The organism is Cellulomonas carbonis (assembly GCF_014636275.1).
Taxonomy (GTDB): Bacteria; Actinomycetota; Actinomycetes; order Actinomycetales; family Cellulomonadaceae; genus Actinotalea; species Actinotalea carbonis.
Genome location: NZ_BMEB01000002.1, coordinates 340,687 through 358,008 on the forward strand (window position 1 = coordinate 340,687; position 17,322 = coordinate 358,008).

General features: G+C 75.4%; 16 protein-coding genes. 12 read left to right on the forward strand and 4 right to left on the reverse strand.

Annotated elements, in window-relative coordinates:
- Nucleotides 1-42: 42 nt before the first annotated feature.
- Nucleotides 43-1,380: an NADP-specific glutamate dehydrogenase gene (gene gdhA, locus IEV86_RS06835; protein WP_043607463.1), complete on the reverse strand. Its 1,338-nt coding sequence runs from the start codon at nucleotides 1,378-1,380 to the stop codon at nucleotides 43-45.
- A 287-nt stretch (nucleotides 1,381-1,667) separates the two neighbouring features.
- Here gdhA and IEV86_RS06840 point away from each other — a divergent pair, with 287 nt between their 5' ends.
- The 4 genes from IEV86_RS06840 to IEV86_RS06855 all read left to right on the forward strand — a co-directional run bounded on the left by IEV86_RS06840 (nucleotide 1,668) and on the right by IEV86_RS06855 (nucleotide 4,550).
- The gene (locus IEV86_RS06840; RefSeq protein ID WP_043607468.1) at nucleotides 1,668-2,513 is read left to right on the forward strand and encodes a universal stress protein; all 846 of its coding nucleotides are present in this window, start codon (nucleotides 1,668-1,670) and stop codon (nucleotides 2,511-2,513) included.
- A gap of 1 nt (nucleotide 2,514) precedes the next feature.
- Nucleotides 2,515-3,351 (forward strand): universal stress protein, encoded by an 837-nt coding sequence (locus IEV86_RS06845; RefSeq protein WP_043607471.1) that lies wholly within the window; start codon nucleotides 2,515-2,517, stop codon nucleotides 3,349-3,351.
- 169 nt (nucleotides 3,352-3,520) lie between these two features.
- Nucleotides 3,521-4,003, forward strand: coding sequence for an aminoacyl-tRNA deacylase (locus IEV86_RS06850; protein WP_052426285.1), 483 nt, complete (start codon nucleotides 3,521-3,523; stop codon nucleotides 4,001-4,003).
- A 157-nt stretch (nucleotides 4,004-4,160) separates the two neighbouring features.
- A complete protein-coding gene (locus tag IEV86_RS06855) occupies nucleotides 4,161-4,550 on the forward strand; it encodes an STAS domain-containing protein (RefSeq protein ID WP_229734531.1) in 390 nt (129 codons plus the stop codon).
- Between the two features lie 118 nt (nucleotides 4,551-4,668).
- Here IEV86_RS06855 and IEV86_RS06860 read toward each other — a convergent pair whose 3' ends face one another.
- Nucleotides 4,669-6,870 (reverse strand): S9 family peptidase, encoded by a 2,202-nt coding sequence (locus tag IEV86_RS06860; RefSeq protein ID WP_081978781.1) that lies wholly within the window; start codon nucleotides 6,868-6,870, stop codon nucleotides 4,669-4,671.
- Between the two features lie 206 nt (nucleotides 6,871-7,076).
- Here IEV86_RS06860 and IEV86_RS06865 point away from each other — a divergent pair, with 206 nt between their 5' ends.
- On the forward strand, nucleotides 7,077-8,297 hold the full coding sequence (locus IEV86_RS06865; protein ID WP_043607474.1) for an exonuclease SbcCD subunit D: 1,221 nt from the start codon (nucleotides 7,077-7,079) through the stop codon (nucleotides 8,295-8,297).
- Complete coding sequence (locus IEV86_RS06870; RefSeq protein ID WP_188484603.1) at nucleotides 8,297-11,323, forward strand: AAA family ATPase; 3,027 nt, start codon at nucleotides 8,297-8,299, stop codon at nucleotides 11,321-11,323. The genes IEV86_RS06865 and IEV86_RS06870 overlap by 1 nt, the downstream gene beginning before the upstream one ends.
- An 87-nt stretch (nucleotides 11,324-11,410) precedes the next feature.
- On the opposite strand, the gene IEV86_RS06875 is transcribed toward IEV86_RS06870, so the two are convergent.
- Entirely contained in the window at nucleotides 11,411-12,052 is a 642-nt protein-coding gene (locus tag IEV86_RS06875; protein WP_043606865.1) for a hypothetical protein, read from the reverse strand.
- A 275-nt stretch (nucleotides 12,053-12,327) separates the two neighbouring features.
- On the opposite strand from IEV86_RS06875, the gene IEV86_RS06880 reads away from it, so the two are divergent.
- From IEV86_RS06880 to IEV86_RS06900, 5 genes are all read left to right on the forward strand, one after another.
- Nucleotides 12,328-13,002: an LmeA family phospholipid-binding protein gene (locus IEV86_RS06880; RefSeq protein WP_043606862.1), complete on the forward strand. Its 675-nt coding sequence runs from the start codon at nucleotides 12,328-12,330 to the stop codon at nucleotides 13,000-13,002.
- A gap of 101 nt (nucleotides 13,003-13,103) precedes the next feature.
- Entirely contained in the window at nucleotides 13,104-14,702 is a 1,599-nt protein-coding gene (locus IEV86_RS06885) for a sodium-dependent transporter (RefSeq protein WP_229734532.1), read from the forward strand.
- Entirely contained in the window at nucleotides 14,699-14,899 is a 201-nt protein-coding gene (locus IEV86_RS06890) for a methionine/alanine import family NSS transporter small subunit (protein ID WP_043606860.1), read from the forward strand. Before IEV86_RS06885 ends, IEV86_RS06890 begins: the two co-directional genes overlap by 4 nt.
- A gap of 15 nt (nucleotides 14,900-14,914) precedes the next feature.
- The gene (locus tag IEV86_RS06895) at nucleotides 14,915-15,697 is read left to right on the forward strand and encodes a purine-nucleoside phosphorylase (RefSeq protein ID WP_043606859.1); all 783 of its coding nucleotides are present in this window, start codon (nucleotides 14,915-14,917) and stop codon (nucleotides 15,695-15,697) included.
- Nucleotides 15,698-15,733: 36 nt separating this feature from the next.
- Nucleotides 15,734-16,057, forward strand: coding sequence for a cupin domain-containing protein (locus IEV86_RS06900; protein ID WP_043606857.1), 324 nt, complete (start codon nucleotides 15,734-15,736; stop codon nucleotides 16,055-16,057).
- Between the two features lie 170 nt (nucleotides 16,058-16,227).
- On the opposite strand, the gene IEV86_RS06905 is transcribed toward IEV86_RS06900, so the two are convergent.
- Complete coding sequence (locus tag IEV86_RS06905; protein ID WP_043606855.1) at nucleotides 16,228-16,674, reverse strand: hypothetical protein; 447 nt, start codon at nucleotides 16,672-16,674, stop codon at nucleotides 16,228-16,230.
- A gap of 309 nt (nucleotides 16,675-16,983) precedes the next feature.
- Between IEV86_RS06905 and IEV86_RS06910 the strand changes: the two genes are divergently transcribed.
- Entirely contained in the window at nucleotides 16,984-17,256 is a 273-nt protein-coding gene (locus IEV86_RS06910; protein ID WP_043606851.1) for a hypothetical protein, read from the forward strand.
- Nucleotides 17,257-17,322: the final 66 nt, after the last annotated feature.

The window sequence follows — 17,322 nt, forward strand, 5'->3', positions numbered from 1 at the left end:
CGCCGTCCGGTCGCCCCGTTCGGCGGCGTCGGACGACGCGGCTCAGACGACGCCGAGCGCGAGGATCGCGTCGGCCACGCGCTGGAAGCCCGCGATGTTCGCGCCGAGCACGTAGTTGCCCGGCTCGCCGTGCTCGTCGGCCGTCTCGGCGCACCGGTCGTGGATGCCGACCATGATCTCGGTCAGCCGCTCCTCGGTGTGCTCGAAGGTCCACGAGTCGCGCGACGCGTTCTGCTGCATCTCGAGCGCCGACGTCGCGACGCCGCCCGCGTTGGCCGCCTTGCCCGGGCCGAACAGCACGCCTCCCGCCTGGAGCAGCGCGACGCCGTCGGGCGTCGTGGGCATGTTCGCGCCCTCGGCGACGGCGACGACGCCGTGCGACAGGAGCGACTTGGCGTCGTCGCCCGTGAGCTCGTTCTGCGTCGCGCACGGGAGCGCGACGTCGACCGGGACGTCCCACACGCTGCCGCCCGTGACGAGGCGTGCGCCGGGACGCTCGGCGACGTAGTCGGCCGCGCGGCCGCGCCGCACCTCCTTGACGTCCTTGAGCAGCGCGAGGTCGACGCCCGCCTCGTCGACGACGTAGCCCGACGAGTCGGAGAACGTGACGACGCGCGCGCCGAGCTGCTGCGCCTTCTCGATGGCGTACAGCGCGACGTTGCCGGCGCCCGACACCGCGACCCGCAGGCCGTCGAGCTCGCGCCCGCGCGTGCGGAGCATCTGCTGCGCGAAGAGGACCGTGCCGTAGCCGGTGGCCTCGGTGCGCACGAGCGACCCGCCCCACGTGACCCCCTTGCCGGTCAGCACACCGGACTCGTAGCGGTTGGTGATCCGCTTGTACTGGCCGAAGAGGAAGCCGAGCTCGCGGCCGCCGACGCCGATGTCGCCCGCGGGGACGTCGGTGTGCTCGCCGAGGTGGCGGTACAGCTCGGTCATGAACGACTGGCAGAACCGCATGACCTCACCCACGGAGCGGCCGCGCGGGTCGAAGTCGGAGCCGCCCTTGCCGCCGCCGATCGGCATGCCGGTGAGCGCGTTCTTGAAGATCTGCTCGAAGCCGAGGAACTTCACGATCCCGAGGTACACGGACGGGTGGAAGCGCAGACCGCCCTTGTACGGGCCGAGCGCCGAGCTGTACTCGACGCGGAACCCGCGGTTGATCTGCACGCGTCCGGCGTCGTCGACCCACGGCACCCGGAAGATGATCTGGCGCTCGGGCTCGCAGATGCGCTCGAGCACCGCGGCGTCGGCGTACTGGGGGTTGCGGCGGAGCACGGGGCCGAGGCTGTCGAACACCTCGCGCACGGCCTGGTGGAACTCGGCCTCACCGGGGTTGCGCTGCAGCACCTGCTCGAAGACGGGCTCGAGCTGACGATCCATGGAACCTCTCCGTCGGTCCGGCCGTGGCGGCCAGGGTCGGGTTGACCGTCCGACGATGCCACGCCCGCCCGGGACGGGACGCGGCGTCCCGTCCGCCGGTCATTTCCTCCGCATCGCCGGACGGACCGGCGGCGGTCCGCCGCCTCATCGCCGGCGGTCCGGCGGACCACGTGCTGCCGCACCCGGGACGTAGGACCCTCCCGCCCGCCGCCGACGAGGCGGACGGTGGAGGTGAACGGCCCGTGTGCCGACCTCCGGGCGCGGGCCCCGTCCGGGAGGAGGACGCCATGACCCGCCCCGTCGTCGTCGGTGCGGAGGGCACCGACTCCAGCCGGCCCGCGCTGGTCTGGGCAGCGCACGCGGCACGGCTGCGGAACGCACCCCTCGTCGTCGTGCACGCCGTCGGCTACCCGCCCCTCGCGGTGGACTTCGCGTACGACGACGCGCTCGAGCAGGCCGCGCAGGCCGTGCTCACCGACGCCGAGAAGCAGGTCCTCGAGGCCGTCCCCGACCTGGAGGCCCGCACCGAGGTCGACCGGCAGAGCCCGGGCCGCGCCCTGACGTCGCGCTCGGCCGACGCGCAGCTGCTCGTCGTCGGGACGCACCGCATGACCCGCACCGAGCGCATGTTCTCGGGTTCCCTCGCGTACCAGGTGGCCGCGGGCGCCGAGTGCCCCGTGGCGATCGTGCCGGCGCTCGCCGACGACGCCTCGCCGCGCGTCGTGGTCGGCGCGGACGGCTCGCCCGACTCGCTCGCCGCGATCCGCGCGGCCGCCGTCGAGGCGGACCGGACCGGTGCCGAGCTGCACGTCGTCCACGCCTGGGCCGCGCCCGTCGCGTACCTCGAGTTCGGCTACGCGATCGGCGGTCCCGACAAGGCCGTCGAGGACAGCGCGCGCGTCGTGCTCGCGGAGTCCGTCGCGGGCCTCGCGGAGGACTTCCCGGACCTGCCGGTCCACCGCCACCTCCTGCGGGCCGACCCGTCGACCGCGCTGCTCGACGCGGCACGCGACGCACGTCTCGTCGTGGTCGGCAGCCGCGGCAGGCAGGGCGTCGCGCGCATGCTGCTCGGCTCGGTGAGCCACGCGATCGTGCTGCACGCGCCGTGCCCCGTCCTCGTCGTGCGCCGCTGAGGTGCGCGCCGTCGACCTGCCCGTCGTCGTGGGGATCTCCACGACCGGGTCCAGCGACGCCGCGGTGCGGTGGGCCGCCCGCGCGGCCGCCGACCGCGGCGCACCGCTGGTGCTGCTGCACGCCGTCGGGCCCGACGTGCCCGTGACGGCCGACCTCGGCGACCCGACGCGTGCGGTGCTCGCGAGCGCCGCGGACGCCGCCCGGGCGGAGGCGCCGTCCGTCGCCGTGACGACCGAGGTGTCGCACGAGCGCGCGGGTCACGCCCTCACGCGCGCGTCGGGCGAGGCCCAGCTCGTCGTCGTCGGGACGCACCGGCTCACGGCGGCCGAGCGCGTGCTCGGCTCGCGGGCGTACCAGGTCGTCGCCGGGTCCGACTGCGCGGTCGCGGTCGTCCCCGCGCTCCCCGGCCCCGACGCCGACCGCGTCGTCGTCGGCAGCGACGGGTCGGCGCACGCGGCCGTCGCGGTGCGGGCGGCCGCGGTCGAGGCGGAGCGAACGGGCAGCCGGCTCGTCGTCGTGCACGCGTGGGAGCGGCCGCCGGTCTACGCGGAGATGGGGGTCATCGCCGGGGGCTTCGAGGAGGGCGCCGCGGCCGACGCGGCCGCGACCCTGACCGAGTCGCTCGCGTCGGTCGAGCGTGCGCACCCGGCGCTGCACGTGCGGCCGCACCTGGTGCAGGGCGTGCCCGCGCGCGCCCTGCTCGACGAGGCGGCGGGTGCGCGGCTGCTCGTCGTCGGCAGCCGCGGCCTGCACGGCGTCGCGCGCATGCTGCTGGGTTCCGTGAGCCATGCCGTGCTGCTGCGCGCGCCGTGCCCCGTGCTGGTGGTGCGCAGGTAGACCCCTCGGTGACGGGGACGGGCGCCCGCGGGCGGAGTCGGCCACGATGGAGGACGTGACCGACACGACGCCACCGGGCCCGGGCGGGAGCCCGTCCCCGTCACCGGGTGACGCGCCTGCTCCCACCCCCGGGGAGGAGCGCGCCGTCGCCGCGCTCGACGGCTCCGGGCTGCGCTACCGCCTCGTGCGGCACGGGCCCGTCCGCAGCCTCGCCGAGGCGGCGGCCGCGCGGCGCGTGACGCCCGACCGCGTCGTCAAGACGATGGTCGTGCGGCGCGGCGAGGGCGACCACCTGTTCGTGCTCGTCCCGGGCGACCGGACGATCTCGTGGCCGAAGCTGCGCGAGCTCCTGGGTGTGTCCCGCCTGTCGATGCCCGACGCGCGGGCCGCGCGCGAGGTCACCGGGTACGAGCGCGGGACGATCACGCCGTTCGGGTCGCTCACGGCGCTGCCCGTCGTCGCGGACGCGCGCGTGCCGGGGCACCCGGTCTCGATCGGGGCCGGCGCGCACGGCGTCGCGGCGACGGTCGACGGGAGCCGCCTCGTGCTCGCGCTCGGTGCGACGGTCGCGGACGTGACGGACCCCGAGGCCCCACGGGACGACGACGCGGCCGGCGGGCGCAGCGACGGGTCCGCTGCTCCGCCCGGGTGACGTCCGTCACGGCCGTGCGGGGAGAGGTCGCCGTCGGGCCCGGCTCGTCGGGCGGCTGTCAGGGTCGGGACCTAGTGTCGGCTGCGCGGCCGGGAACCCTGCCGGCCGCCGGTTCGTCCTCCCTCGGGAGAGAACGCAGTCGACCCGGAGAGAGCCAGTGATCCACGACGACGTGACAGCCGACCTCGCCGCGCCCGCGGACGCGGGACCGGTCCTGGACGAGCCGGCGGACGGGATCGACGTCGCCGACGAGGGTCACCGGCTGCTCGTGCGCCTCCGCGGCGAGATCGACGCGGGCCTGCGCGAGCAGGCGAGCCGCGCGATGGTCGAGTGCATGCAGCGGGACCTGCCCGTCGTGGCCGACCTCGCGGCCGTCACGTTCATCGACTCGTCGGGCCTCGCGTTCCTGCTCCAGCTGCACAAGGTCGGTCTCGAGGAGGGGCGGCCGCTCGTGCTGCGCGACCCGCAGGCGAACGTGCTCGAGCTGCTCGACATGATCGGGATGGGCGGCGTCATGGCCGTCGAGTCGAGCGCGCCGGTCGCCTGACGCCGTGGCGTCAGTCGAGCGCGCCGGTCGCCTGACGCCGTGGCGTCGCCGGGTCGCGCCGGACGGCGCGAGGGCGCCGCCGCGGCTGCGGCGACGCCCTCGAGCGGGTGCGGTGGGCTCAGCCCAGCGTCTCGGGGAGCCCGTTCGGCGCCTCGCCCAGCACGTGCTCGGCGAGGAACCCGCTGACCACCTGGTACCAGACCTTCGCGTGCTGCGGGGACAGGATCCAGTGGTTCTCGTCCGGGAAGTACAGGAACCGGTGCGCGGTGCGCCCGTCGTCGTCCGCCGCGAGCTGTGAGCTCGACAGCAGCTCGTACCAGAGGCGCAGGCCCTCGCCGACGGGCACGCGGTAGTCCTTGTCGCCGTGCACGACGAGCATCGGCGTGACGATGTTCTGGACGTACCGGTGCGGCGAGTACCGCTCCGCCATCTCGGGGCTCATCTCGCGGCCCCAGTAGAACGCGACGTCCGTCGTCGGGCCGAACTGCTCGAGGGCCCACAGGCTCGCGTGCGTGACGATGGCCCGGAAGCGGTCCGTCTGCCCCGCGACCCAGTTGGCCATGTAGCCGCCGAACGAGCCGCCCATGGCGGCCGTGCGCGTCTCGTCGACGTCGTCGCGCGCGACGGTCGCGTCGGTGATCGCCATGAGGTCCGTGTAGGGCTCGGCACCCCAGCGACCCCAGCCGCGCTGCACGAAGTCCTGGCCGTAGCCGGTCGACAGCGCCGGGTCGGGCAGCAGGACCGCGTAGCCCTGCGCGACCATCAGCCACGGGTTCCAGCGCCACGACCACGCGTTCCACGAGCCGAGCGGCCCGCCGTGGATCCACAGCAGGAACGGTGCGGGGCTCTCGGCGCTCGCGCCGTCGGGCATCGCGAGCCAGCCGCGCACCTCGCGGCCGTCCTCGGCGGTCGTGCGGACCTCGGTGAGCGTCCCGGGCAGCGTGGGCGGCGGCGCGGGCGCGCGCAGGACGGTGACGGTGCCGCGCGGGCGACCGTGCTCGTCCTCGGCGAGGTGGATCCGGACGGGGTGCGGGGGGGCGAGGTAGGAGCTGCGCAGCGCGTAGACGAACCGCGCGTCCGGCGCGACCTGCAGGTCGGAGTAGGCGCTGTCGTCCGACGTCAGCTGCTCGACCGTGTCGCTCGCGAGGTCGATCGCGAACACGGGCGCGCGGCCGTCCTGGTCGGCTGTGACGACGAGGCCCGAGCCGTCGGGCAGCCACTGGTGGCCCGTGGTCCAGCGGTCCCAGTGCGCGACGAGCCGGCGGGGCTCGACGTCGGACGCGCTCGTGCCCTCGACCGGGTCGCCGAGGGGAAGCAGGTGCAGCGTCTGCTGCGGAGCGGTGTCGGCCGTCGCGAGCGACTCGCGGACGTAGACGACGGCGCTGCCGTCGGGCGAGATGACGGGCGACGTGAGGTCGGCGTCGGGGTCGTCGACGAGGACCGTGCGCTCCTTGGTGTCGACGTCGATCCGCACCAGGACGGTGCGCATCGCGCCCTTGGCCTGCGGGATCTCCCACGTCGAGACGACGAACGTGCCGTCGGGGCTGAAGTCGTACTGGGCCTCGCGCAGCGCGTGGCCGGGCGTCGGCGTGAGGTCCGAGACCTTGAGGTGCTCGGTGCTGCGGCTCGCGACCTCGACCGAGCGCGCGACGTCGTCGCCCGCGCGGAAGTGCCAGCCGAGCAGGTGCGGCGCCTCGGGGCCGAGGTCGTGGTCCCAGTACCGGACGGGGTACCGGTCGTGCAGGATCGCCGAGACCTTCTTGTCCTTGCGCAGCGTGCGCAGGCGCTCGTCGTCGGCGCCGTCCTTGGCGTTCGGGTGCATGTCGGTCGTGAAGACGACGGCGTAGGACGAGCGGGCCGTCTTGACGCCGCCGACGCCCCCGGGGCGGGTCGCGACGATGCGCGCCTCGCCGCCGCCCGCGGGCAGGACCCACAGGGCCGGCTTGTCGAGCGGCTTCTCGGCGTCCTCGGTCGCGTCGGCGTCGGGACGCGACGACGTGAACAGCAGGTCGCCGTCGGGCGTGAAGGCCGCTCCCGACTCGCCCTGCGCGCTGCGCGTGAGGCGGCGCGCGGGCCGGGCGCGCGTCGGGTAGACCTCCCACAGCGCGGTGTGCACCTTGGTCGCGTCGTGGTTGAGCGTCGCGACCTGCGTCACGAGGCGCGAGCCGTCGGGCGACAGGACGAGGCCCGACATGCGCGGCAGCGCGACGTACTCGTCGAGGTCGTGGAACGCCGTGGTGAGCCCCGCGAAGGCGCCGTCGTCGGAGCCGGCCTCCTGCACCAGCCGCAGGCCGGGACCGTTCTCGGGCGTGGGCGACATCAGGACCTCCAGGCGTGATCGTCCGGTGCGGGGCAGGCCGACGGCGGGCGCCGGCGCTGGGCTCTCGTTCCATCGGCGCGCGGCCCCGCGACTTGATGGGCCCGCACCGATCTCACCCGCAGATCCTCGCACCCGCCCGCCACCCGATCGGGTGACCCCGCGCGGCGGGTCGGGACGTGTCGGAGGGCTCGGTTACCGTCGCCGCCATGCGGATCCTGCACACCAGCGACTGGCACCTCGGGCGCACGCTCCACGGTGTCGACCTGCTGGAGCACCAGGCCGCGTACCTCGACCACCTGGTCGACCTCGCGCGCACCGAGGACGTGGCCGTGGTCGTCGTGTCGGGCGACGTGTACGACCGTGCCGTGCCGCCGGTCGAGGCGGTCGCGCTCCTCGCGGACGCCCTCTCGCGGCTGAGCGAGCACGCGGCGGTCGTCGTGACCCCCGGCAACCACGACTCGGCGGTCCGGCTCGGGTTCGCGGCCGACCTCATGCGGCGCGGCGTGCACCTTCGCGCGCGCGTCGCCGACGTGGGCCGCCCGGTCGAGCTGGCCGACGACGACGGGCCGGTCGTCGTGCACGCCCTGCCGTACCTGGACCCGGACGCCGCACGCCGTGAGCTCGCCGACGACGACGCGGCCGGACCCGGCGACGAGGTCTCCGCGGGTGGCCGGCGTCTGCTGGCGCGCTCGCACGAGGCCGTCATGGGTGCCGCGATGCGTCGCGTGCGGACCGACCTCGCCGCGCGGGCCTCGGGTCCGCGCGCACGGAGCGTCGTCATGGCGCACGCGTTCGTCGTCGGCGGCGCGGCGTCGGACTCCGAGCGGGACATCCGCGTGGGTGGGGTCGACGCCGTCCCGGCCGGCGTGTTCGCGGGGGTCGACTACGTCGCGCTCGGGCACCTGCACGGTCCGCAGCGCCTCACCGCACCCGACGACGCCGAGGGGCGCCGTCCCGTGCTGCAGTACTCCGGGTCGCCGCTCGCGTACTCGTTCTCGGAGATGCACCAGCGCAAGGCGACCGTGCTGGTCGACCTCGGCCCTGACGGCGTCCGCGGCACCGAGCTGGTGCCCGCCCCGGTCCCGCGACGCCTCGCGGAGGTCCGCGGGACGCTCGAGGAGCTGCTCGGTGCGGCGGGCGAGCCGCACGTCGAGGACTGGCTGCGCGTCGTGGTCACGGACGCCGCGCGCCCCGCCGAGCTCTACGCGCGCGTGCGGTCGCGCTTCCCGCACGCGCTCGCGGTCGAGCACCGCCCCGACCGCGACCAGGAGGTCCGGGGTGCGCGCGTCGTGACGGCCGCGAGCGACCCGCTCCAGGTCGCCGCCGACTTCGTCGAGCACGTCACGGGCGCCGCGCCGACCGACGCGGAGGTCGCGGTCCTGCGGCGCGCCTACGAGGACGTCCTCGCCGCGGAGCGGAGCGCCTGATGCACCTGCACACGCTCACCTTCCAGGCGGTCGGCCCCTTCCCGGGCCGGCACACGATCGACTTCGCGGAGCTCGGCGCGGGCGGGCTCTTCCTGCTCGAGGGCCCGACGGGCGCGGGGAAGTCGACGATCATCGACATGGTCGTGTTCGCGCTGTACGGCAAGGTCGCGTCGCGCGACGCGAGCGAGGACCGGCTGCGCTCGGGTCATGCGACGCCCGACGTCGAGACGTTCGTGGACCTGGTCCTCGAGACGTCGTCGGGCGTGTACCGGGTGCGCCGGACGCCGCAGTACCAGCGTCCCAAGCAGCGCGGCACCGGCACGACGACGCAGCAGGCGAGCGTCCGGCTGTGGCGGCTCGCGAGCCCCGACCGGCCCGACGACGGCGAGCTGCTGTCGACGCGCCTCGACGAGGCCGGGGCCGAGCTCCTGCGCGTCGTCGGCCTCGAGCGCGACCAGTTCGTGCAGACGGTCGTCCTGCCCCAGGGCGAGTTCGCGCACTTCCTGCGCGCGCGCCCCGAGGACCGCCGCGGCCTCCTGCAGAAGGTCTTCGGCACGGGCCTGTACGAGCGCCTCCAGGTGCGGCTCGAGCGCATGCGCGCCGAGGTCGCACGCCAGGTGCAGGACGCGACCGCGCTCGTCCGCCAGGAGGTCGCGGGGTTCGCGGGCGCCGCCGACCTGGACGCCGACGACGCGCAGGCGCTCACCGACGCCGCGGCCGCCGGGATCGGCGACGACGCGTCGGCCCGGCTCGAGGAGCTCGCCGCGGCCCACGTCGACCGGCTGACCGCTGCCGCACGCGCAGCCGAGGCCGTCGCGACCGACGCGAGGGCCGCGTGCGCGGTGACCCGTGCGGCGCTCGACGAGCAGCGTGCGCTCGCGGAAGCCGTCCAGCGGCGCGCCCGCCTGCGCGAGCGCCGTGCCGAGCTCGAGCACGAGGCCGACGACGTGGCGGAGCTCGCCCGACGGCGCGACGCCGCGGTGCGGGCGGCCGGCGTCGTGCCGGCTCTCGAGCGGGCCGACCGCGCGACGGCCGCGCGGGCCGACGCCGTCGAGGCGGTCGCGGTCGCACGGGCCGGTGCGCCCGAGGACCTGCGCGACCTGCCCGACGACGGGCTCACCACCGCGCTGGAGGCCGCACGCGACGACGGCACGGGCCTCCTCGCGGTGCTCGCCCGCGTCGCCGAGGTCGAGGCGGACCTGCCCGCCCGACGCGCGGCCGTGGCCGCGGACGAGGCGTCCCTCCAGGACCTGCTCGTGGAGCAGGCGGAGCTCGAGGCGGCCCGCGCGGAGCGGCCCGAGGGACGGCTGCGCGTCGAGGAGTCGCTCGCGGAGGCCCGCGAGGCGGCGGAGGGCGTGGCCGCGGCCGAGGCCGCCGTCGGGGTGGCCGAGCAGCAGCTCGAGGCCGCCGACGACGCCGCGGCGCTCGCGATCGAGGCCGAGCGTGCTGCGACCGAGGCCGCGTCGCTCTCGTCGCGCGCCGCCGACGCCGTCCGCCACGAGGCCACGCTGCGCACCGCACGCCTCGCAGGCGTCGCCGGCGAGCTCGCCACGACCCTGGCCGACGGTGAGCCGTGCGTCGTCTGCGGGAGCCCGGACCACCCCGCGCCCGCGTCGATCGGGGCGGACCACGTCGACGACGAGCAGGTCGCCGCTGCCGAGTCGGCCCGTGCCGCGGCGGAGGCGGCCGCGTCGGCGGCCGGCTCACGGGTCGCGGCCCTGCGCGAGCGGGCCGCCGCACGGCTCGTCGCCGCGGGCGGGCTCGACCCGGAGGCGGCGAAGGTCGCGCTGCTCGCGGCGCAGGACCACCTCACGCGCGCGCGGGCCGCCGTCCGGCGTCGCACCGAGCTCGAGCGGCAGCTCGTCCGGCACGACGAGGAGACCGTCGCGCTCGACCAGCGGCTCTCGGTGCTCACGGCGCGGATCAGCGGCGAGCGCGCCCGGATCGACGCCCAGCACCGCCAGGTCGACGCGGACGCCGCGACCGTCGCCGCCGAGCTCGACGGGTGCGCGTCGGTCGCGGAGCGGGTGGCGGCCGTCCGGGCGCGGGCGCTCGAGGTGGGCCGCTGGCTCGACGCGCTCGGTGCGCTCGAACGCGCCCACGCCGACGCCGACCGCTGCGAGCGCGAGGTCGCCGCCGCGCTCGTCGTCGCCGACCTCCCCGACGCCCCGGCCGCGCGCGCCGCGTCGGCACCGAGCACGACGGTCGCGGCGTGGACGCGACGTGTCGACGAGCACCGGCAGGCGCTCGCGACCGTCGAGGCCGGCCTCGCCGAGCCGGTGCTGCGCGACCTCGCGGAGGACGCGAACGCCGACGTCGAGACGGCGACGGCCGAGCACGAGCGGGCCGAGGCCGCCGCGACGGAGGCGTCGCAGGACGCCGCCCGCGTCGCGGACCGCGCACGGGCCGCCCAGCGCGCCGTCGACCGGCTGCGCGCCGCACTCGCGGGGGCCGAGCACCTCCGGCGCGAGGCCGTCCCGGTGGTCCGGATGGCCGACCTCGCCGCGGCCAGCGGCGGGGACAACACCAAGAGCCTCACGCTCGCCACGTACGTCCTCGCGCGCCGGTTCGAGGACGTCGTGGCGGCGGCCAACGCACGCCTGACCGCGATGTCCGCAGGACGGTTCGAGCTCGTGCGCAGCGAGGAGAAGGAGGCCGTGCGCGCCCGCCGGACGGGCCTCGCGATGAAGGTCGTCGACCACCACATCGAGGCGGAGCGCGACCCGCGCACGCTCTCCGGGGGCGAGACGTTCTACGTGTCGCTGTGCCTGGCGCTCGGGCTCGCGGACGTCGTCACTGCCGAGGCCGGCGGGACCGACCTCGGGACGCTCTTCGTCGACGAGGGCTTCGGGACGCTCGACGCCGAGACGCTCGAGGTCGTCCTGGCCGAGCTCGGCCGGCTCCGGGAGGGCGGGCGCGTCGTCGGCGTCGTCTCGCACGTCGAGGCGCTCAAGCAGTCGATCGCCGAGCGCGTCGAGGTCCGGCGTCTGCCGCGCGGCGGGAGCACCCTGACCGTCCGCGCCTGACGCGGCGCCGGGAACCAGGGCCCACCAGCGGCGGGCTCACCCGCGGCGGAGGCCCACCAGCGGCGGAGGCCCACCAGCGGTGGAGACCTACCAGGACCAGCCGCGTGCGGCGAGCTCCATCTCGCCGCGGAACCGCCGCATCTCGTCACGCTGGAGCCCGGGCTCCTCGTGCAGCAGGCCCGCGAGGAGCGCCGCGTCCGCGACCTCCGGGCCGGGGCGCTGCGTCGGCGGCCCGATGACGGTGTCGCCGACCGCGACGGTCGGCTCGACCGGCTCGTCGTCCGCCTCCGCGGCGGGCCAGGTGGCCGCGTCGAGGTCGACCCCGGCGAGGGTGCACGCCTCCGCGAGCAGCGCGTCGTACGCCGCCCGGGTCGCCATGAGCCGACGGCCCCGCGCCCAGATCGTCGGGTCCGTCTCGAGCGTGCGGACCTGGTCCGCGAGGAAGCCCAGCCGCATCTGCAGCTCGAGGACGTGGAAGGGGTCGGGTGCGTCGGCGTGGTGACCGGGGCCGCGGCGGTCGGGGCGGACGCCCCCGCGCCGCGACGCCTCGTGCGACTGCTCGCGGTCCCGGTGCCGGCCAGCCCCGCGGCGGACCCACCGCCACAGGCCGCCGACGATCGCACCGAGCACGGCCCGGAAGCCGGGCGGGTGCTGGTGCCCGCGCAGCGCGAGCATGCCGACGAGGCCGATCACCACGGCCGGCAGCAGTACCCACGCGACGACGTCCACACCCAGCCCTCACCCTTGAGGAGACACCATCAGGCTAGGTCCGCCGCGAGGGGCATGCCAGCGATGTCGGGCATATCGTGCATCCCCGCCGGATATTCGTGCCGCCGCGCCGAATGGTGAGACAGATCACACTCCCGGGTGACCCGGCGGCGCGATGCAGGCAGCGGCCCCGACGGCTCCGAGCCAGGGCTCCGAGCCGGGGCGGCGAGCCGCGTCCGCGGCCGCCCGTCACGCCTCGCACGGCGGGGTCCGTCGCCCGTCCCTAGGGTTCGACCATGGGTGCACGCGGCGTGGTGGGGACCGTGCTCGTCCTCGGCGTGCTCGTCGGCGGCGCGGTCGTCGCGGACGGCGTCGCGCGCGACCGCACCGAGGAGCGCCTCGCCTCGGAGCTGCGTCGCCAGATCCCCGGGCTGGACACCGAGCCGGACGTCGCCATCGGCGGCGTCCCGTTCCTCACGCAGCTGATCGGCGGTGAGCTCGACACCGTGCGCGTCACCGCTCCGTCCGCCGTCCTCGAGGGCCTCCCGCTGCACGACGTCGACGTCCACCTGGCCGGTGTGAGCACCGACCAGCCCACGACGGCCCGCGAGGCGACGATGTCCGCGCTCGCGCGCACCGAGGACCTGTCGGAGGTCCTCGACCTCGGGGCGGACCTGCGCGTCGAGGGTGAGCACCTCGTCACGTCATTCGAGGTCCTCACCGCCACGGTCGACGTCGTGCTCGCCCCCGCCGCCGCCGGGCGTGAGATCGCGGTCGACGTCGTCGAGCTGAGGGCGCTCGGCGGCAGCGTCGACCCCGACGACGTCCCCGGCCTCGGCGGCCGGTTCGACGCGCTCACGGTGCCCGTGGACCAGCTGCCCGAGGGCCTCGAGCTCACGCGCCTGACGGTGGTCGAGGAGGGCGTCAGGATCGAGGCGGAGGGCTCCGACGTCGTGCTGCCCACCCAGTGATCGTGGAAAAGCGCGCGTGGTGAGACGCGCGAGGATGCCGACCAGGCGCTCCCGGACCTAGATTCGAGCGGCAGCGCATCGCAGCGTCGAAGGGATCCGCCGTGGCACACACGCGGGAGCAGTGGTCCGGGCAGCTGGGCTTCATCCTCGCGGCGGTCGGCTCGGCCGTCGGTCTGGGGAACATCTGGCGGTTCCCGGGCGTCGCCTACGAGAACGGCGGTGGGGCGTTCCTCATCCCCTACCTCGTCGCGCTGCTGACCGCCGGCATCCCGGTCCTGCTGCTCGACTACTCGATCGGCCACCGCTTCCGCGGCGCGGCGCCCACGTCGTTCCGGCGCATCTCGCGTCCCGCGGAGAGCCTCGGCTGGTTCCAGGTCGGGATCTCGATCGTGATCATGCTCTACTACACGGTCATCATCGCGTGGGCCGCGAGCTACACCGTCTTCGCGGCGACGCAGGCCTGGGGGGACGACCCAGCCGGGTTCCTCTTCGGCGAGTACCTGCGCGTCCCGGAGAACGAGCTCGTCTCCGTCGAGGTGGTCCCGGGCGTCCTCGTCCCCATGCTGCTCATCTGGGGCGTGACGATCGTGATCCTGGCGCTCGGCGTCCAGAAGGGCCTCGAGCGCGCGAACGTCGTGTTCATCCCGCTGCTGGTCGTGATGTTCGCGGCGATCGTCGTCCGCGCCGTGACGCTGCCCGGCGCCGCGGACGGCCTCAACGCGTTCTTCACGCCGGACTTCGGGGCGCTGCGTGACCCGGGCGTGTGGATCGCCGCCTACGGGCAGATCTTCTTCTCGCTGTCGATCGCGTTCGGGATCATGGTCACGTACGCGTCGTACCTCCGGCGCCGCGCCAACCTCACGTCGACGGCCCTCGTCGTCGGGTTCGGCAACTCGTCGTTCGAGCTCCTCGCGGGCATCGGGGTGTTCAGCGCGCTGGGCTTCATGGCCGGGCAGCAGGGCGTCGCCGTCGCGGACCTCGAGACCATCCAGGGCGTCGGCCTCGCGTTCGTCGCGTTCCCGCAGCTGCTCAGCCTCATGCCGGGCGGCCCGGTGTTCGGGGTCCTGTTCTTCGCGTCGCTCACGCTCGCCGGCATGACGTCCCTGATCTCGATCATGCAGGTCGTGTCGGCCGCGTTCCAGGAGAAGCTCGGCTGGTCGACGCGGACCGCGGCCGTCGTCGTCGGCGGCTCCGCGGCGGTCATCTCGACCGTGCTGTTCTCGACGACGACCGGCGTGCTCGTCCTCGACGTCGCCGACAAGTACATCAACGAGGTGGGCGTCGTCGGCAGCGCCGTCGTCACCGCGGTGGTCCTGGGCCTCGTCCTGCGCCGCCTCCGCGAGCTGCAGACGCACCTCAACGACCGGCCGGGCGTCGTCGTCGGCGGGTGGTGGCGGTACCTCATCGCGATCGCCGTGCCGCTCGTGCTCGGGTACATCTTCGTGTCGGGCATCCGGACGCTGCTGACCGAGCGCTACGGCGACATGCCCGTGTGGTTCCTGACGACGTTCGGCTGGGGCTCGGTGGCGGTCGCGCTGCTCGTGGCCGTGGGCATGACGCTCGTGCCGTGGCGCCGGCCGATCGACGAGTTCGTGCCGGACGCGCTGCCCGGGATCCACCGGTCCGGCGCGCGCGTCGGCGGCGCCCCGGCCGGGCCTCCCCCGCCCCGTCCGACCGACCCGTCCGGAGGTGCCCGGTGACCCCGATCGCGATCGTCTTCCTCGTCCTCGCGGGACTGCTCATCTGGGGCGGGCTCGCGGTGAGCATCCTGCTGCTGCGCCGGGACGCGAGCGAGACCGAGGAGGTCCTCGACGACCATCCGGGTGACCACCCGGGAGGCGTCGCCGGGGGCGGCGGCAGCACGCCGGGGGGCACGCCGCCCGGCACGTCCCGCTGAACTACAGTCGCCACCATGCCTACCCCGCACATCAGCGCCGAGACGGGTGACTTCGCACCGGACGTCCTCATGCCGGGTGACCCGCGCCGGGCCAAGCGCATCGCGGAGACCGTGCTGCAGGACGCCCGGCTCGTGACCGAGGTCCGCGGGATCCTCGGGTACACGGGGACGTTCGACGGCCGACCGGTGTCGGTGCTGGCGTCGGGCATGGGCATCCCGTCCATCGCGATCTACGCGACCGAGCTGTTCCGCTTCTACGACGTGCAGCGCATCATCCGCATCGGTACGGCGGGCGGCATGGCGCCCCACCTCGAGGTCGGCGACGTCGTCATCGCCTCCGGTGCGCACACCGACTCCGGCATCAGCGCCAACAAGATCCCGGGGATGCACTACAGCCACGTGGCGAGCTTCGGCCTGACCGCCGCAGCCGCGGCCGCCGGGGGGATCGGGCCCGGCTCGGCGCCCGCCAGCGGGGCCGGAACCACGGAGAAGGGCAACGGCCGACGGCGGCGCCGCGCGCGCACCGGCCAGGTCTACGTCGGGACGGTGCTCTCGTCCGACAACTTCTACGCCGACCGGCCCACGACGATGGAGGCGCTCGTCAAGCACCGCACGCTCGCGGTCGAGATGGAGGCCGCGGGTCTGTACGCGGTGGCCGACGCGGAGGGCCGCGAGGCGCTCGCGATCTGCACGATCTCCGACCTGCTGTTCAAGGACGCGTCGCTGTCCGCCGAGGAGCGCGAGCTGCTCTTCGACCGGTCCGTCGCGCTCGGCCTGGCGGCGTTCGCCGACGCCTGAGGCGTCGCCCGGGCGGGGGCCCGGAGGGGGTGGGGCATGAGGCTGGAGCACGTCGAGCCGTCGCCGCTGTCGGGTGTGCCCGGAGTGGTGATGAGCATGCTCACGCCGGGGACCGACGCCGAGCTCGTCCGGGTCGACGTCGCGGTCATCCAGGCCGGGGCGTCGCTCCCCAAGCACCCCGCCGGCCGCGAGCAGGTGTTCTTCGTCGTCTCGGGGAACGGCCGTGTCGCCGCCGGCGACGACGTCGAGCACGAGGTCCGGGCTGGGTCCGTGGTCGTCTGGTCGGCGGGGGAGCAGCACACCTCGTGGGCGGACACCGAGATGACGGTGGTCGTCGTCCAGAGGCGTCGACCGGGCTGACGAGGCCGGGTCGGCGGCGACCAGGGCTGACCGGGCCAGGGTCGGCGGCGCCCGCGCCCGACCGACGATCAGGGGCAGCCGACGGGTCTGGCGGACCGGGCTCTCAGCGCCGTCGACCGGCCGCGCCTACCGGGCCCGAGCCACCGTCGACCGGCCGCGCCTAGCGGGCCTCAGGCGCCGTCGACCGGCCTGGCCTCGTGACCCGGGCGGCCGTGGGTGCGGTTCTGCTCCTTGAGCTGCGCCTCGTAGACGTGGCGGCGCCCCTGCACGAGCTCGTCCCGCGCGGCCTTCTCCCAGTGCCGCCAGCGGGACCAGTAGTTGTCGTCGTAGTCCTCGACCACCTGGAAGGTCCAGCGGTGGCTCAGGACGTTCTGGCCGAAGAGGTCCTCGCGGATCCGACGCGCGAGGTCGGCGTGGCCGGCGTCCTCGAGGGCGTGGATCGCCTCGAGGAGGTCGTTGTCGGCGCGCCCCGTCATGCGGTGGACGCCGTAGAGCATCCCGCGGGCCTCCTCGACGACCTCGAGGGCGGCGGTGAGCTTGCCGACCGCCTCGACCGTCGCGTCGCCGACGCCGTCGGGGACCTGGTGCGCGGCGTCGGGGCCGTCGGGCGTGGTCATGCCGACGATGGAACGACGGCAGGGCGCGACCGGCAACCGGAGAGCGGCGCGGGGGTCCGGGCGCGGCGGGAGCCGGACGCGGGCGTGACTGCCCGCCGCCGTGGCGGCGTGAGCCGGATGCCGGCGCCGCCGGACGGGGTCGCGGTGGCGTGAGCCGGATGCCGGCGCCGCCGGACGGGGTCGGTGTGCGTGTGCGGCGTGTCGCCCGGACGGGTGCCGCGTGCAGGGTCACCCTCGGAGGGGGCTCAGCCGCCGTCCGGCGGCGTCGATGGGTGGGGAGACGAACCAGCACTCCGGGAGGAGGACCCCGTGACCACCACAGCCCAGCCTCGTCTGGACCAGCAGCGCGTCGTGCTGTCCCTGCACGGCGTCGACCCCTCGTCGCGGACGGTCGCGACCTGGCACGTCACGTGCCTCGCCGACGACGGCGCGCCCGGGACGTACCTGATCGAGCGCGCGGAGGGCGACATCAGCAACCCCGCCGTGTGGATGCAGGCGCACCGTGACGCCTCGACTGCCGGCGAGGACGACGTCATCGCGCTCGTCCGCACGGTGTTCCTCTCGGGCGGCTCCGCCCGCTGAGACCCCTCCGGCTCGCCGGGGAGGCGGGCTCGGCGTCGCGGGCGTGTGCTGCGCGGAGTCGGTCGG